This window comes from Vibrio sp. T13N (assembly GCF_032970445.1).
GTDB lineage: Bacteria > Pseudomonadota > Gammaproteobacteria > Enterobacterales > Vibrionaceae > Vibrio > Vibrio diabolicus.
In genome coordinates this window covers 426,576-443,612 of the sequence record NZ_JAWJYE010000001.1, presented here as the reverse complement: position 1 = coordinate 443,612, position 17,037 = coordinate 426,576, and the positions used below count along the sequence as shown (strand labels likewise).

Here is a 17,037-nt window from a genome sequence, read left to right as displayed (position 1 = left end):
TGCTAATACACTGAATCATCAGCAAAATGTGAGAGCAGGCAGTTAAGTTTTTTACAAGTGAAAATTTTCTGTCACAGTCGATTTTGTTCACAAATTAAATAATAAAACAGACGCATAGTGAGAGCTTCTGCACATCATTAAAATGTAAATTTTTATAGGAGGAGCAAGGGGGGATGATAGGGGAGGAGAATATCTCAGCCCCAAAACCGTGATTAAGTTCTATAAAAATCGCAGTGATATTTTTTAATTAAAAATAAGTTGCAGTGATATTGAATAAAATACCGCCATTAAGTCTTGGCAAGCTTCAGATTTTCGCTAAGTGGTCGTTATATAATGAAGGTAGTCGGCGTTATGTCGGCGCGTAATCTTAAGATTTCCCTGAGAGGGAGATGAATTGGGCCCTGAAACCAAAAGAGGCTATTTATGAGTAGTATGGGCATTGCCATTGCGGCAACTGGCCTTTCACTCGTCCTGATATTTGTGTGGATGATCTCGTTGTCGATGCGGAAACAGAGACTCGAGGCAGAGAGGAAAGCTCGCGAAGCCGCTTATCGAAAGGCGATGCAAAAAGCGCGAGAGCAAGAGCGTAAAGAGCGTGAGTTCAAAGCAGAAACCGGGCATATCCCCACCATTTTATTTCTAGCGAAAGAAGCTGAGAAGGACAACATTCGTCAAGCGCTGTATTGGTATGATAAAGCCGCTAAGTTGGACAATGTGACGGGAATGTACGGTATTGTTCGCTTGAGTGAGCGCATGCGTGAAGATGTGATTTTAAAAGAGCAGGCAAACTTTTGGCGTACCGCCATTGCCGGAATGGAAGGGGATACCGAAGCAAAATTTGCGACAGGCAAAGCGTTGGTTTTTGGTCGCGGAACGGAAAAAAATATTCCCAAAGGTAACCAACTGATTGAAACCGCAGCCGAGGAAGGCTGCATTGATGCCATGCTTTACATGGGTGAGTGGCAACTTTCACCAGACAATAGTGCAGGACGCAGTGCAGATGCACTTTATTGGTTTATGAAAGCGGCTGAAAAAGACAGTGCGGACGGAAAGATCCAAGTTGGCTTATGTTACCTAAATGGTGTTGGTACAGAAAAAAGCATGGTCAAAGGCTGCTATTGGCTTGAAAGGGCCGCAGAAGGTGGCAGCGCCGAGGCGATGTATCATGCTGGCGAAGCGTGGAAGGACAAAGGTAAAACAGGCAATGCGATTGCTTATGTTTGGCTGTTTCTTGCTGCCAATATGGGGTATCAGCCAGCGCGTACGTTGCGTGACGAAGTGGCGACTAATATTGGTGTTGACGTCGTCGTTGGATTGCAATCTATAGCGAAACCGTTGCAAAGAAAGCTGGCGTCAGGGATGGTAAGAAAGCATTCCATTATTCGGGCGCTGAACAAGGTGTACAAACGCGAAGCGTATTTTCCTGCAGAGGAGGAACTTAACGCGGTGCTGAGTGACGAAAATAAAGACGATGCTAACGCATGGGATGAAGCATCGGCGCCGAACTTCCAGCAAGACATGACCACAGCAACGACGGAAGGGCAGACAACCACATCGTCTACCGAAAAAAAGCTCTCTAAAGAGGCGCTCGATTTCACGCAGAATTTCCTTCAACCATAATTTATCTTATCCATAAGCCTCATAATTGAGGCTTTTCTTTTGCCTTTCTGTCTCAGTATCTCTGTCGATCACAATTACAGACTGTAAACTTATCTAAGCGATTCATTTACTGGACTGCATACTATTTATTCGATTTTTCAACACATTTTTAGTGCTTCGCTAAGATGGGATATGTTTATCTTCAAATAGAGGGATTTCCCTCTTTATCTACTTCTCCTGTTGGGCTCAAATCAAGTCTCTTCAATTGATAGTAATAATGATTGAAGAGCAATACTTGATGCCCAGAGTAATAGGTGAATAGTATTCATTACTTTATCTAATAATGTAAATTAAAAATTGTATTATAAATCTTAAATTGTGTTTTTATATTTAGGCATGGATTATTGATTTTATAATTAATTAGGCGCAAGATGACGTACAAAATAAAATAGCATAGATAATATGCAGAATTACACTAGGAAGTAACTTTTTCATTACATGTTTCAGCAGAAATGGAGCGAATTAGTTTGCTCTGTTTTTATTTCTATTAGAGATTTGTGTATGTTGAGAATCATTAGTGCAGATAAATTCATCTCTTCAAGATTTATCTTAGAGTACAGTAAGGCTGAGTTCGCTTCTTTATTAGGCGTTTCCGTTGCTAAGATAAGTAATATTGAAAGTGGAAAATCTTCAATCCCCCCGGTGTACGATTACGCCATTAATTATTTACTTAGTGAGCATCCTTTTAAAGATAGTGCTGTTGACGCTTTATGCTCTCACGAAACGTTAAACTTTGCTCGGCGTATTGACGTCAACACCAAAGTAAAGCGCCTGTCCTGCAAGCGCTGCGATAGCCGAAGGCTGCACGTTATGGCAGGAATGAGTGGGTTGTATTTTGTTGAGTGTATGGATTGTAAACATACCATGTACTCGTCAGGCATGTCTGTAAAGCGTTATCAGCAATGGTCGAATGGTGGAGTCAAGCTAGATAGTCATTTATTCAATTAAGTTGTTTTTTCTTTATATCCAAAGTAAAGAGCCATCAATACATGTGTTGATGGCTCTTTTATTATGTGTTTAAATTTGGTTAAAAGCGGGGTGTTTTAAACTGCAATAATATAATTTAACTTATTATATAGTGATGTAAATCTCAAAACTTTATTTTATTATAATAACCTTCTTTTTAATAATGGGCGTTGTCACATAATTATTGAAGGATCTTTCTTTTTAGGTGCGTTTCAATATCATTGAGATAGAAATTGGAAAGTGATGAAAGTCTCTAAATTTTAATTCGATAAAATAAGTCTTTTAAATATGAAAATTTAATCACGAAATTTGTAATTTGAATTTTAAATAAATATTTCGTTTGTAATATCTGTCCTTGTCATTTTTAAAGAACAAAAAAGAGATATTTCAAATGAAACGTTTAATTATAGGTGTTAGTCATTACATGCCTGAAGACTTTAGCTTATTAGCTGAATCTTTAGATGAACAATTTAATCGTCACTTACTGCCTTTAGAACAAGTTGAATTAACCGACGTTGGTGCAGCTATTATTACGTCAGCAGACATTAAAGCGGGTCTGCACAGAATGATTTCGGAAACAGGGTACGGAATTCCTGTTTTCTTAGTGACCGATGAAACTCCAGTTTCGGCAGAAGATTACGTTTGGTTAACAGGGGTTATTGATTTAGAAAGACAATCTATCGATTACTACTGCCGTCAAATTAATGAAGCAGTGACTAAATATGAGTGTCGTCTGCTCCCTCCTTTCTTCAAGCAATTAACGCACTACGTTGAGATGGGTAACTCGGCGTTTGACTGTCCAGGGCACCAAGGTGGTCAGTTCTTCAAAAAACACCCTGCTGGTAAACAATTCTACGATTTCTTTGGCGAAAACCTGTTCCGTAGTGACTTGTGTAATGCGGACGTGGACTTAGGTGACTTACTGATCCACGAAGGTTCTGCACACCAAGCGCAAGCACACGCTGCAAAAGTATTTAACGCTGACAAAACTTACTTCGTACTCAACGGCACTTCTGCTTCAAACAAAGTGGTGTGTAACGCGCTAGTAACTGAAGGCGATTTGGTATTGTTCGACCGCAATAACCACAAGTCAAATCACCACGGCGCGTTAATCCAAGCGGGTGGTATGCCAGTTTATCTAGAAACGGCGCGTAACCCTTGGGGCTTCATTGGTGGTATGGATGAGCACTGTTTCGATGAAGAGTACATTCGTGCTCAAATCGCGAAAGTATCTCCAGAGCGTGCACGAGATGAACGTCCGTTCCGCTTGGCCATCATCCAGTTGGGTACTTACGACGGTACAATTTATAACGCTCGTTACGTCATGGATAAGATCGGCCACCTTTGTGACTACATCTTGTTTGACTCGGCATGGGTAGGCTATGAGCAGTTCATCCCTATGATGAAAGATTGTTCGCCACTGCTACTGGATCTGAAACCAGAAGATGCGGGTGTGATCGTGACCCAGTCTGTTCACAAGCAACAAGCTGGTTTCTCTCAAACGTCGCAAATCCACAAAAAAGACCGCCATATCAAAGGCCAAGCTCGTTACTGCAATCACAAACGCTTTAACAACGCGTTTATGATGCACGCATCGACATCTCCTTTCTATGCGTTGTTTGCTGCATTGGATGTGAACGCGAAGATCCACGATGGTGAAGCAGGCTTACGTTTATGGAGCGACGCGGTTAAGACAGGTATCGAAGCGCGTAAAGAAATTCTCAAAAGTTGTGAGTTAATTCGTCCGTTCATTCCAAATGAAATTGAAGGTCAACCTTGGGGCAGTTACGACACTGATGTGATCGCGACCAACAAGAAGTTCTTCATGTTCGAGCCAGATGCAAACTGGCACAAGTTTGAAGGTTATGGCGAAGGTCAATACTTTGTTGACCCATGTAAATTGTTGCTAACCACGGCAGGCATTGCCGAAGACGGGAGCTACGCAGATTTCGGTATTCCGGCAACGCTATTGGCGAACTTCCTTCGCGAAAACGGCATCATCCCTGAGAAGTGTGACTTGAACTCCATCTTGTTCCTACTCACTCCTGCCGAAGATATGGGTAAGATCCGTCACCTTGTCGCACAAATCAACCGATTTGAAAAATTCATTCGTGATGATGCACCTCTCAGTATCGTGCTACCAGGCGTCTACGAAGCGAACAAAGAGCGCTACCGTGGTTACACCATCCGTCAGCTATGTCAGGAAATGCATGACATGTACAAAGAGCTGAACGTGAAACAGCTACAAAAAGCGATGTTCCGCAGTGAATACTTCCCACAAATGGTTCACAAACCGGACGTGGCAACGCGCAAATACTTCCGCGGTGAATGCGATTACTTACCACTTAAAGAGGCCGTCGGCCGCGTAGCCGCCGAAGGTGCACTACCTTACCCTCCAGGCATTATCTGTGTGATCACTGGTGAAATCTGGACTCAACAGGTGGTGGATTACTTCTTATCTCTAGAAGAAGGCATCAACCGATTCCCAGGCTTCGCGCCAGAAATTCAAGGTGTGTACCTTGAAGATGTCGACGGTCGCACTACCGCACATTGCTATGTCCTAAAAGATTAATCTACCCGTTCGCACCACGCTCCGGCGTTGGTGCGAACCGCTTATTCGTGGAGAATAATTTATGAGTACTGAAACTAAAAAAATGTCGGTGGTGCAGTTAACCATTCTGACGTTCATCAACATGGCTGGCTCCGGTATCATTATGCTGCCAAGTAAACTGGCGCAAGTGGGCACCATTTCTGTGTTATCTTGGCTGATCACGGCAGCGGGCTCTTTGGCGTTGGCTTATGTGTTTGCAAAATGTGGTCGCTTTAGTAAACGTGACGGCGGTATGAACGGTTACGCGTCTTACGCATTCGGTAAATCGGGTGCGTTTATGGCGGGCTGGACTTACGGTTTGTCGCTCCTTATTGCGAATATTGCGATAGCGATTACCTGTGTGGGTTACGGCTCCGCATTTTTTGAAGTGACCCTATCTCCGGTCGAAACCTGTTTGTACACCATCGCCATTCTTTGGATTTGTACTTTCGCTAACTTCGGTGGTGCGAAAATTACAGGTCAAATCGGCACCTTCACGGTATGGGGTGTGATCCTACCGGTATGTTCGCTAGGTATTGTTGGTTGGTTCTGGTTTAACCCAACCATGTACATCGAAGCTTGGAACCCACACCACCTGCCATTTGGTGAAGCTGTGAGCGCTTCTATTGCCATGACACTATGGGCGTTTCTTGGTCTTGAATCGGCTTGTGCGAACTCTGAAGCAGTAGAAAACCCAGAGAAGAACGTACCAATCGCAGTATTGGGCGGTACGTTGATTGCTGCGGTGGTTTACATTGTATCGACAAACATCTGTTCTGGTATCGTTGCAAACTCTGAGCTTGCCGCTTCTACCGCGCCATTCTCAACCGTATGGTCTGTGATGCTTGGCTCAGCAGCAGGTAAAGCGGTTGCTGGTATGGCGGTATTGGCTTGTGCGGGTTCTCTATTAGGTTGGCAGTTCACTATCGCGTCAGTGTTCAAATCATCTTCTGATGCGGGCTTCTTCCCTAAATTGTTCTCTCAAGTGGACAAACGTGGTACGCCAATCAAAGGTATGGTGGCCATCACGGTTATCCAATCGGTACTGTCTTTAATGACTATTTCTCCAACGCTGAACGAGCAGTTCGAAGCGCTGGTTAACCTAGCGGTAGTAACGAACGTAATTCCTTACATCCTATGTATGGGCGCAATTTTCATCATGCAGCAAGTGGCGCACGTGCCAGAGCGCGAGATGAAAACCACCAACATTATCGCTCTGATTGGTTCTCTATACAGCTTCTACGCGCTATATGGTTCTGGCTACGAAGCGATGATGTGGGGCTCAATCGTCACCTTCCTAGGCTGGAGTGCTTACGGTCTGATTGCTGCCAAGCATGAGCCTTTAGCAAATTAAAAAATAATAATGAAAGAGCCTTCCCAAACGCGGTGTGGAAGGCTCTTTGTTTTTAGGCGCTTATGCCAAGCCCAAGTCAGAACAAGGCTCTTGGGAATAAATATCCAATGATGTGAAAACTCATTTTCGACATTTGGAGGACGAAAGATGATAAGTCAACCTGTTAAAATCGGTGACGATACCGCCGTAGTCATTCCAAGCGTAATCCTGACTCAACTCGGGATAAGGGAAGGAGATACCCTAGAAATCGCACTGAATAAAGACAAAATGGAAATCAAGAAGATGGTGTTGAAAACCAGCGCTCCAACTTACTCTGAAGAAGTTAACGAGAATTGAGTTAGAGAATCTTGGTTTGTCGGATACACTACTGGTTTCGCAAAACTGGCGCTTGCCGCTGTCTTTGAACTATCGATAACAACAATAAGAGGTAAGGTACTATGCAAGGTATCCTCTCTATACAATCTCATGTTTCTTTTGGTCATGCTGGTAACAGCAGTGCCGTTTTCCCAATGCAACGCATGGGCTTCGAAGTATGGCCGATTCATACCGTTCAATTTTCTAACCACACGCAGTATCAAGAAGGCTGGACTGGGAGAGCGTTTGCGGCTGAAGACATCAGCGAGTTAGTTCGTGGTCTTAGTAACATCGGTGCATTGGAAAAGTGCCAAGCGGTGTTGACGGGCTACCAAGGCAGCGCAGAGCAGTGCCTTGCTGTCGAAGAAACCGTGACGAAGGTGAAGCAAGCGAACCCGAAGGCACTTTATGTTTGCGACCCTGTGATGGGCGCGCCAGACAAAGGCTGTATTGTGGCGCCGGGTATTGCAGAAAACTTGTTAAACCGTCTGATGCCAATGGCAGATGTGATCGTGCCTAACCAGTTCGAGCTAAGCCAATTTGCAGAGATGGAAATCCACTCGTTAGACGATGCGATCACGGCATGCCAACGTGCACTAGCGAAAGGTCCAAAAATAGTGCTAGTGAAGCACCTTTACTGCCTAGAGAATGGCTGCTTCAACATGTTACTGGCAACGCAAGAAGGCATTTACTTAGCGAAGCGCCCTCAGTTTGAGTTTGTCAAACAACCTGTGGGTGTAGGCGACCTTATTTCGGCTATCTTCACCGCTGGATTATTGAAGGGTTGGTCTCCTAAACAAGCTTTCCAACACTGCCATGACGCGTGTTACGGGGTATTAAGCGCCACTTACCATGCCGGGGAGTGGGAGCTGCAAACTATCGCGGCACAGCAAGAGTTTGTTGAGCCAAGTAAGCATTTCTCAATTGAAGAGGTGGCTCTGGCCACCGCGTAATTGAGCGCAAATAATTAGTATATAAAAAAGGGGAGCCATCATCGGCTCCCCTTTCTATTTGTTCTGTCAGTCTTACTGAGCTTTTTGCTGTTCTGATTTACAAACTGCTGCTGTGAAGACAACGTCTGTTGAACTGTTTAGTGCAGTTTCAGCAGAGTCTTGAATCACGCCGATGATGAAGCCAACCGCTACAACCTGCATTGCTACGTCGTTTGAGATACCAAACAGACCACACGCAAGTGGGATAAGTAGTAGCGAGCCACCTGCAACACCTGATGCGCCACATGCAGAAACCGCAGCCACAATACTTAGCAGTAGCGCAGTCAGTAGATCAACTTCAATACCCATAGTGTGCACAGCTGCAAGCGTTAGCGTGGTGATAGTGATTGCAGCACCAGCCATGTTAATGGTCGCACCTAGTGGGATAGATACTGAGTACGTATCTTCGTCCAGTTTTAGCTTCTCACATAGTGCCATGTTTACTGGGATATTCGCCGCACTTGAACGAGTGAAGAACGCGGTTACACCACTTTCACGTAGGCAACGGAATACAAGTGGGTAAGGGTTTTGCTTAGTTTTAACGAACACGATCGCCGGGTTTACAACGAGTGCGATGATCATCATAGCGCCAAGAAGAACCGCCAGAAGGTGTGCGTAGCTTGCTAGTGCGCTAAAGCCTGTTGTTGCGAACGTTGAAGCAACCAGGCCAAAGATACCAAATGGTGCAAGACGAATGATAAAGCGAACAATGTGAGACACGCTGTGGCTGAGATCTTCAAACACGGCTTTCGTTGTTGCAGATGCGTGGTGTAGCGCAAGACCCAGACCCACACCCCAAGCAAGAATGCCGATGTAGTTTGCTTCTACTAGTGCATTTACTGGGTTGTCGACCAGTTTAAACAACAGTGTGCGTAGAATTTCAGCAATACCTTGAGGCGGCGTTGCACCTTCAGCGCCGGTGACAAGCGTTAAATTGGTCGGGAAAAGGAAGCTTAGAACCACTGCTGATAGAGCCGCGAAGAACGTACCCATCAGGTACAGTACAACGATTGGACGCATGTACGTGTGCTGGTTTTTCTTTTGGTTCGCAATTGAAGCGGCAACCAAAATAAACACAAGGATTGGCGCGATCGCTTTAAGAGCACCAACAAAAAGGCTACCAATTAATCCTGCACTTTCGGCATGGCTTGGGGAAATTGTGGCGAGCAAAATACCAAAGACAATACCGACAAGGATCTGGACGACGAGGTTACCACGAGCAAATCGGGCAACGAGGCTGTTGTGTTGCATACATCATTCCTGCAATTTTATGGCAGAGCGAGCAGGGCAATAGTCCATCATTACACGGCGATAATGCCCTTGTATTGCAAGGGGTGAGCATTGCTTCTGGTCACTAAGACACATGATTATCAATTATCCTGTTTTTATAAATTCAGCCATTTTCTTGCTGAATATCACATATCTTAGCTTGGTAATATTTTGTGTCTAGTTTTAGTTTGTTTTTGGATTAAATGTTTGCTCAATGTTATTTAAATAAGATTTTTATGTTGAAAATTATCATTAGTTATGAGTAATGGTTTTTAATAAAGTTGTTAAAAAGGAGACTTTCGTCTCCTTTGATTTTATTGACAACTCAAACGTAACAAATCAATAACTTTGTTGGCGCCTGCGCTTATCACTCATGGCATTTCGAGTGAGTTTCCCGAACTGTCGACTTTGAGCTCGTTGCTCTGCCAAAGTCGCGCCGTTAAAGGCTTGTTCTCGCAATAGTTTTTGATAGTTATTGAAACGACGAATCTCCAGTGTGCCATTTTCAATCGCAGCTTGAACTGCACAACCCGGCTCAGTTTGATGCTGGCAATCACCAAAGCGACAACGTTGAGCGAGACCCTCAATGTCAGAAAATGCCTCACTGACGCCCAGTTCGCAGTCTGCTAGTTGAAGCTCGCGCATTCCCGGAGTATCAATCAAGATGCCGCCATCAGGTAATAGATGGATAGAGCGCGATGTGGTTGTATGTCGCCCTTTGCTATCGTCTTCACGAATATGCCCAGTCGCCTGTTCTTGCTGCCCGAGTAATGCATTCACAAGAGTTGATTTGCCAACGCCTGAAGAACCGATAAAAGCGACGGTTTGTCCTTCTTCGCACCAGCTCATGAGTTTAGAAGCACTCTCTGTTTCTAAGCCGTTGACTGTCTCTATGACTAATAGAGGGTCGAGCTTCTGTACTTGGCTTTTTAGTTCATCAATGTTGCCACACAAATCGGCTTTGGAAAGCACGATGACGGGTTCGACTTCGGCTTCATGAGCCAAGGCGAGATAGCGTTCAATACGACTTAAATTGAAGTCGTCGTTAAGGGAACAGACGATAAAAACGGTATCCACATTTGCGGCGATGAGCTGCTCTGCCACTTTGCTGCCCGCTGCTTTGCGGCTAAAGAGGCTCAAGCGATCCAGTAAACGAACAAATTGCTGATCGTCATTTAAGATAGCCCAGTCTCCGACGGTCATATTGGGTAGAGAGTGGTGGGCATTGAGGTGAACTTGCCCCGTTTCTGTCGCCAATAGGTAACCACTTCGGTGATGCGCAATCACACGTGCAAAGATAGTGTCGTCGTAATCGTCTAGTGTAAGTTGTTGCTGAAAAAATGGTTTCCAACCCAATCGTTTTAGTGGGTTTGAAGTTGAAATTAATGTGTCACAAAAAGTATGTGTTTGATTCATTGTTGAATTATCCCAGACGCAAAAACGCGCCTTAATACAAATCGCATTAGGGTCTAATTCGGATAGAGTTGACCCCGGTGAAGACCGGGCAGAGAAGGGGAGTTGTGGCTATGCCACGCAATTGGTGCGGTTAGGGTTACCCTTGCGATGCCCAGTTAGTGTTATTCAATACAATCATCATGTGTCCTCTTCGTTGGTTAATAAATAAGTGAATTAATTAAGCCAAGAGAGTATAGCCGCCCTTTTTCTTAGAGGGTAGCTATACTGCGAAAATATTAGCTTTGTTTGTTGATGCGCTCTTCCATTATCTGCGAATACGTGTTGGCTTTTAAGCCGTATATGATTTGGACATGACGCTCATCCAGTATCACGACGCCATGTGCGCCATGATTTTTGAGTGCATTTTTATCTATGATGGACGTCGTTCTGAGGGTAAGACGCAGCCGAGTCGCGCATGCTCCGGTTTCTAGCAGGTTTTCTATCCCCCCAATGGCGTCAATGATCGTATCGACGTCTTGTTCGACATTGGGGTTGGTTTGAGTTAGGAAACTGAAAAACTGTTTCAGCACTGACTTAACTGTCATTTGAGGAGCCTTCAGTCGTCAGTTTTGAAATGGCTTCAACAATCGGTGCCGGCGAGAGTGTATGCGGTACCTTGGTGATTAACGTGCCATCCGGCTTCAAGAAGTAAAAGTAAGAGCTGTGATCAAGCGTGTATTTGAGCTCCGAGCCTTCCAATTCGGTTTTGCGGAAAATAACACCATAGTTGTGTGCCAAAGGTGTGGTTACATCAAGCGGTGCCGATAGGCCTTCAATCATTGGATGGAAGTAATGGGCATATTTCGCCGAGGCATCGGCCTCATCACGCTCTGGATCTAAAGAAATGAACATTGGGCGCAGTTGCGCTTTTTGCGCTTCATCGATCTGATTTAGGGCTCCTGCTAGCATAGCAAGCGAAGTTGGGCAAACATCCGGGCAGCGAGTAAAACCAAAATAGACGACTCGAATGCGAGGGTCATTCACATCGAAGATATTGACGGCTTGGTTATTTTCCCCAAACAATACCGTTTGTTGAGACGTGGAACTATCCACTTGCTCTGGCTTCGTTTTCTGATTATCTAAATAGCTTTTTACGCCAAACCCGAGGGCGAAAGCAACTACGAGAAATAGGGACCAATTGCGGCTCATAACGATTCCTTATCTTTGCATTTTTATAGCAGGGTAAACGGTACTCTCTCCATCACTGAGTTCACCAACCCAGGTCATGGCGTCTTGAGTGCAAACCGGCAGAATGATGTCACCTTGATATTGACCGGGAGCGACTTGCTTCAGTAAAAACTTGGGTTCTCCCATCTCCATTTCTCTTCCTGAAAGGCTTAGGACGAGTTGTTCAGCATCGCTTGTGCGCCACTCAACATTCAGAGTAGTAGGGACCAAGGGTTGAGCAGTATCTGCGTTGAGCGTCATCGTAACATTCTCTTGAACGCACGAGGCAGTAGAGAGAAAGCAATACTCATCTATCGGTTTGATCGGAGTGGATGAAGAAAAGCTTTTTAGTAAAGTCGGGGCATAAAATCCCGCAACCAGTGCGGCTGAAACAGCGGCGATTTGTAACACTTTCATTAAGGTTCAGCATTTATCACTTAACATTACCTGCATCGTAGCACAGAAGCGTCATTAGCCAACTCGTGGCCTAGATAAATTGTGCGTTGTGCCTCGATGACAGAGAGCAAAATAACCGCGCGGCTTAGGGGCTGTTGAATCAAGCCCATAAAGATTTTCAATTGCGATGATTTTCTCTTTGCCAACAAACAAGAACGAAGCCAATTGGCTCCGTTCTTGTTTGTTGATTCCGTATTGATTTGATACCGCAGTTACTTGTCTGAATCTGCAAATTTTTCGAGACTCAAAACCAGCGCAATGGCAGCGAGCATCATCACAACGGCAAGCACTAACTGAGAAGGTTGTGATGTTACGTGTTCAAATTCAAATGGTGATAGGTTGTGCTGTAGCAAGGGCACTTGCTCACCCTTTGAATTGGTGCGCCAAGTGATGGTTTCTTTCCAAGGCCAAATCTTTGGTAACGTACCAATCATTAAGCCTGTCAAAAACATCAGAGTGAAATCGCGGAACTTGCGTAGTAACCACGACAATAGATGCGAAAAGGACAGCAAACCAATCACACAACCTGACAAAAACAGCGCTAATGTATCGACTTGGAAGCCTTTCACGGCGGCTAATACTGGCGCATACATCCCAATCAATAACAAGATAAAACTGCCAGAGATGCCCGGTAAGATCATCGCGCAAATCGCGATAGCACCAGCGAACAATGTGTTAATGGCCGTTGGTTCCATGTGCAGAGGTTTAAGCACGGTGATGCTGTAAGCAAACCCGACACCAACAAGTAGAGTCACAAAGCGGATAAGATCACGTTGTTCAACCTGACGAATAATGTGATAGACCGATACCAAAATCAGACCAAAGAAAAATGACCAAAGTGGGATGGGGTGTGTGTCAAGAAGCCAAGTGATCAACTTTGCTAGCGTAGCAATGCTGGTGAAAATACCGGCAAACAGAGCGATAAGGAAGAAACCGTTGATGTGATTAAAGGCGGCTTTAACCCCTTTTTTTCGCCAAATAGAGAAAAGTGATGGGTTAATGCGTCGAATGCTCTCAAGCAGCGTATCGTAAATGCCGGTGATAAACGCGATGGTGCCGCCTGATACGCCAGGAACAACATCTGCTGCGCCCATGGCGATTCCTTTGAAGAAAGTAATTAAGTAGTTCATTGCTCTAATGCTAAGTCGTTTCGATGGCACAGAGTATACAAACATTGCGACGAAAAAAGTATGAAATAGTGCTGTAGCTACTGGGTTTTATATCCAAGCAATTGCTTATTTTTGTTACAGGTTATGAGGTGATTCAAATACAACGATATCTTAATATTTGGTTTACATTATTGAGATGATTAACTGTACTATCAATGGCTACGCCTGTTGCATTATGCAAATGCAATTTGATAATTGAATTTGCGTTTTGCTATATTTTATATAGACAAATTCACTTTATATGAGATCCTGTGCCCAAAAATAAGTCTTTGCATTTTGGCATGATTAATGCATAATACTGCTCGACCCTTCTTAAGCCGAGGGTCACCTAGCCAACTGACGTTGTTAGTGAATACAATTTGTTCACACTAAATATAAGCCAATCGCGATTATTGCGGTTGGCTATTTTTTTATATGAACAACGTTACTTACGTGCTTTGCAAATTGCACTTCTCTCGTTCTAGACTCATAAAAAAGGGCTGACGCATCACGCCAACCCCTTGTATTTCACTTTAGGTTTTAATCTGTTTTCTTGAGCTGATCAGTACCCCATCAACTGGAGTAAATTTTCAGCTGTCACAATGGCCTCTTTACGATTGGCGATATTGAGCTTTTGGTACAAGTTGCGAATGTGGGTTTTAATCGTGGTGCCTGCCACATCAAGCTCTTGCGCGATTTGCTCATTACTGAAACCAGAATAAATCAAACCAAGCACCTGCCACTCACGTTGAGTCAGTGGGCTTGTGCGAACCAGTTCCGGTACGTTAGGGTGGTTTACCAGTTTCTCAATGAAGTCTTCATCAAAGTGAATAGAGCGGCTGCGCTGATTGGAGGAAATATCCTTCATCAATTGTTGAGCGCGGTGACGTTCTAGATCGCCTAACTCATGGCGGAGGCTTAACTTCTCCAGTAGCCCGCCAATGGTGGCGCCATCAATGAGGAAATTACCTACCATCCCCGTCTGGTTTGTCATCACTAACGCTTCTTTTAGCAAAGCTTTTGCTTGCTCTTCGTCTTTTTGACGAGCAGCAAACACCGCTTCGACCACTAAGTTGCGATTAGTATCTGTGATCAGGTTGGTTCGACGAGCTTCACTTTGGAGGAAATCTAATGCTGCGCGCGCTTCGGTATATTGACCTAAGTTGATGTGTGCGCGTGCAATGTTACGCCATTGCAATTGTGAAAAGTGGTTGCATGCCGATTCAGGACGAACCGCAGTGTTGAGCCATTCTTGCATTGCATCGGTATTCCCGCGCGCTTGCCAAAACAGGATCAACGATAGTGAGGCGTTTGCTGTCCAATCTACGTGGTAAGTCGACTGCTTCATCAAATGTTGAATGTGCTCAATGAATTTACCGGCTTTGTCTAGCTCGCCACGGCCAACCGCAATACGCGCCAGCATCGAGTAGCTGTGTAAGTGCTTACTTGGCGAATGGTTTTCGAGAATTTGTAGACCTCGGTAGGCACATTCTTCTGCTTCATCAAGTCGGTTCCAGCACCAAAGCACTTGCGCTCGAATACGCAGCAAAAACTCGTGCAGAGGAACATGTTGAAGTTGCTGATCTTCAATCAGGCGGAATGCGGAATCTTGCAGCTCAAAGGCGGCTTGTACGTAACCTTGCGCAATCAAAATCTCGCTTTGTTGTAAAATCGCCCATAACGCTTGGTGGTAAACTTGGTACTGACGCGCCAATTTTTCGGTTTGTTGCATCATCGGTAACGCGCGGTCGAGTTTACCTAGCACGTGGTTAACTTCGCCAACAACCGAAGTTGCCACAATGCGGCTACGGTAAATCGTGTTATCAAGTTGGCTAAGTGCTAGCTCCGCTAATTCGAGTGCTTTCTCTGGCTGGTTGCTGTTGATAGCCACTTGAGCAAGCAGCGCGTTTGCTTGACCTTGATAATGAATATCTAACTCAATGTTACGCTTTTTATGCTCCTCTTCCGCTTCTTCAAGCAAGTGGCCTACTTGGTTATAACGGTGTTGACTTTGAGCCAACCAAGCTCGGAGCATTGTAAGTTTTGGGTGGCTGAACAGAAGCTCAGCATCCAACTTATTAATTGAGCTTTCCAGTGTGCTGAGCTCGCCTTGGTTAAACATCTTCCAGCCGAATTCGTTTAGAATTTCTACCACCAAGTCTTTATCGTTCGACTTTTGTGCATGGTGAATCGCTTGGTGCGGTGCTTTTTGTTGTAACCAGGCAACAGCTGCATTGCGGTGGAGATCTTTTTCTTGCTGAGGAATACGCGCTTGGCGCTCATGAGACAAAAACTCACCAAATAAGTTATGGAATCGGAACCAGTTTTGCTCCCCTTCGAGCGGGTAAATGAATAAGCCGTAGCGGTTTAATGATTCGATCAAACCAAGCGCATCTTCGCGTTGGGTGAGGGCAAACACCAACTCATCATTGAAGTGGTCAAGCACGGAAACTTGCATCAAGAAATGACGAGTTTCGTGATCGAGTAGGTCAAATACTTCTTCGACCAGGTAATCCCACAAATGCGCGTGATTGAACTGAGATACCGACTCTACGGTTTGTGCCAATGTACGGTTTTGATGTTGCGCTTGCAACGCGATCAACTGCATCGCCGATGGCCAACCTTCCACATAGGTTCTGAGGCTGTTTGCCATGTCTTCGTCGATGCCATCGGCAATACGCTGATTAAAGAAACGAGTCGTTTCTTCGGTATCGAACGCCAACATCTCGTTGCCGATTTCGATCATTAAATCACGAACACGTAAGTTTGCAGTACCCAGAGGCGGCGCTGCACGACTTGTTACCACAACGGTGAGGTTGTCTGGCATGTGTTTTAAGAAGAAACGCATGGATTCATGAATTTCATCGTTGGTGATCAAGTGATAGTCATCAAGCACCACATAGCACTCTTGATGAAAATCAGCCATTTCCGCGAATACTTCGCTGAATAAAGAACGTAGAGAAGAGATCTGGCGTTTTTCCGCCAGTTTTTGTGCGTTAGAGCAACTGAAGTTGGTGGCTTTGTTTAATGCTTGAAGTAGGTAGTTCACAAAACGAAAGCCGTCGTTATCGCTGTCATCAATGCTGTACCAACCGACGTTTGGTTTATCGGATAGCCACTGCGCTGCCATGGTGGTTTTTCCGTAACCTGCTGGGGAGCGGAATAAAACCAATTTGTAGTAAGGCGCTTGCTGTAGTAAGTCCAACACTCGTGGGCGCACGATGGCATTGTGCAGGCGTCCTGGTCGAGTAAGCTTAGATGGAATCCACATTAGTAATTATGTCCTTATTTATGTATACCCAAGTGATTGCGACATGATCATTTCAGTAAGGCCCCCTCGAAAGCTTCGTCTTACTGAATGATTTCACCGGCATCAAAAACTGTTTGAATGCTGGTTGATGTCGCCTCTTGTTGGGGCTTGCATCCGTCTGAAAAAGCATTCCATACGGTCACTTAGATATAAAAGCTAGCGAAAACTAGAAATAACTCACACCGCCTAATTCTAGTTTGTATAAAAAGCGTACAATCCTGTGAGCCGTGTGGGATGTTACGACATCAGAAATGTCCGTTACTTTGATCCACTTCCTAATTCTCAAGGGTTGATGGATTTACCATCAACTACGCCCT

General features: G+C 44.7%; 13 protein-coding genes. 6 read left to right on the top strand and 7 right to left on the bottom strand.

Going from position 1 to position 17,037, the window contains the following annotated elements; genetic code table 11:
• Positions 1–423: 423 nt before the first annotated feature.
• The 6 genes from R2S67_RS02010 (at position 424) to pdxY (ending at position 7,876) form a co-directional block, all read left to right on the top strand.
• A complete protein-coding gene (locus tag R2S67_RS02010; RefSeq protein ID WP_134646176.1) occupies positions 424–1,620 on the top strand; it encodes a tetratricopeptide repeat protein in 1,197 nt (398 codons plus the stop codon).
• Positions 1,621–2,160: 540 nt separating this feature from the next.
• The gene (locus R2S67_RS02005) at positions 2,161–2,607 is read left to right on the top strand and encodes a helix-turn-helix transcriptional regulator (RefSeq protein WP_031780583.1); all 447 of its coding nucleotides are present in this window, start codon (positions 2,161–2,163) and stop codon (positions 2,605–2,607) included.
• A 409-nt stretch (positions 2,608–3,016) separates the two neighbouring features.
• On the top strand, positions 3,017–5,197 hold the full coding sequence (gene speF, locus R2S67_RS02000; protein WP_317341889.1) for an ornithine decarboxylase SpeF: 2,181 nt from the start codon (positions 3,017–3,019) through the stop codon (positions 5,195–5,197).
• 61 nt (positions 5,198–5,258) lie between these two features.
• The gene (gene potE / locus R2S67_RS01995) at positions 5,259–6,569 is read left to right on the top strand and encodes a putrescine-ornithine antiporter (protein ID WP_005396773.1); all 1,311 of its coding nucleotides are present in this window, start codon (positions 5,259–5,261) and stop codon (positions 6,567–6,569) included.
• Between the two features lie 147 nt (positions 6,570–6,716).
• Positions 6,717–6,905, top strand: a complete 189-nt coding sequence (locus R2S67_RS01990) for an AbrB/MazE/SpoVT family DNA-binding domain-containing protein (protein WP_005396772.1) — start codon at positions 6,717–6,719, stop codon at positions 6,903–6,905.
• Positions 6,906–7,006: 101 nt separating this feature from the next.
• Positions 7,007–7,876, top strand: coding sequence for a pyridoxal kinase PdxY (gene pdxY, locus R2S67_RS01985; protein ID WP_046875698.1), 870 nt, complete (start codon positions 7,007–7,009; stop codon positions 7,874–7,876).
• 72 nt (positions 7,877–7,948) lie between these two features.
• On the opposite strand, the gene sstT is transcribed toward pdxY, so the two are convergent.
• The 7 genes from sstT to malT form a co-directional block, all read right to left on the bottom strand.
• Positions 7,949–9,166 carry a serine/threonine transporter SstT gene (gene sstT / locus R2S67_RS01980; protein WP_005396770.1) on the bottom strand — a complete coding sequence of 406 codons (1,218 nt, stop codon included), beginning with the start codon at positions 9,164–9,166 and terminating at the stop codon, positions 7,949–7,951.
• Between the two features lie 357 nt (positions 9,167–9,523).
• On the bottom strand, positions 9,524–10,600 hold the full coding sequence (gene rsgA / locus R2S67_RS01975; RefSeq protein ID WP_053808242.1) for a ribosome small subunit-dependent GTPase A: 1,077 nt from the start codon (positions 10,598–10,600) through the stop codon (positions 9,524–9,526).
• A gap of 275 nt (positions 10,601–10,875) precedes the next feature.
• On the bottom strand, positions 10,876–11,184 hold the full coding sequence (locus R2S67_RS01970; protein ID WP_046875700.1) for a PTS transporter subunit EIIB: 309 nt from the start codon (positions 11,182–11,184) through the stop codon (positions 10,876–10,878).
• Complete coding sequence (locus R2S67_RS01965; RefSeq protein ID WP_006740812.1) at positions 11,174–11,788, bottom strand: SCO family protein; 615 nt, start codon at positions 11,786–11,788, stop codon at positions 11,174–11,176. Before R2S67_RS01965 ends, R2S67_RS01970 begins: the two co-directional genes overlap by 11 nt.
• 9 nt (positions 11,789–11,797) lie before the next feature.
• Entirely contained in the window at positions 11,798–12,223 is a 426-nt protein-coding gene (locus R2S67_RS01960; protein ID WP_256949527.1) for a hypothetical protein, read from the bottom strand.
• Positions 12,224–12,474: 251 nt separating this feature from the next.
• Positions 12,475–13,392 (bottom strand): DUF368 domain-containing protein, encoded by a 918-nt coding sequence (locus tag R2S67_RS01955; RefSeq protein ID WP_041853110.1) that lies wholly within the window; start codon positions 13,390–13,392, stop codon positions 12,475–12,477.
• A gap of 580 nt (positions 13,393–13,972) precedes the next feature.
• A complete protein-coding gene (gene malT, locus R2S67_RS01950) occupies positions 13,973–16,681 on the bottom strand; it encodes an HTH-type transcriptional regulator MalT (RefSeq protein WP_005396763.1) in 2,709 nt (902 codons plus the stop codon).
• Positions 16,682–17,037 lie beyond the last annotated feature (356 nt).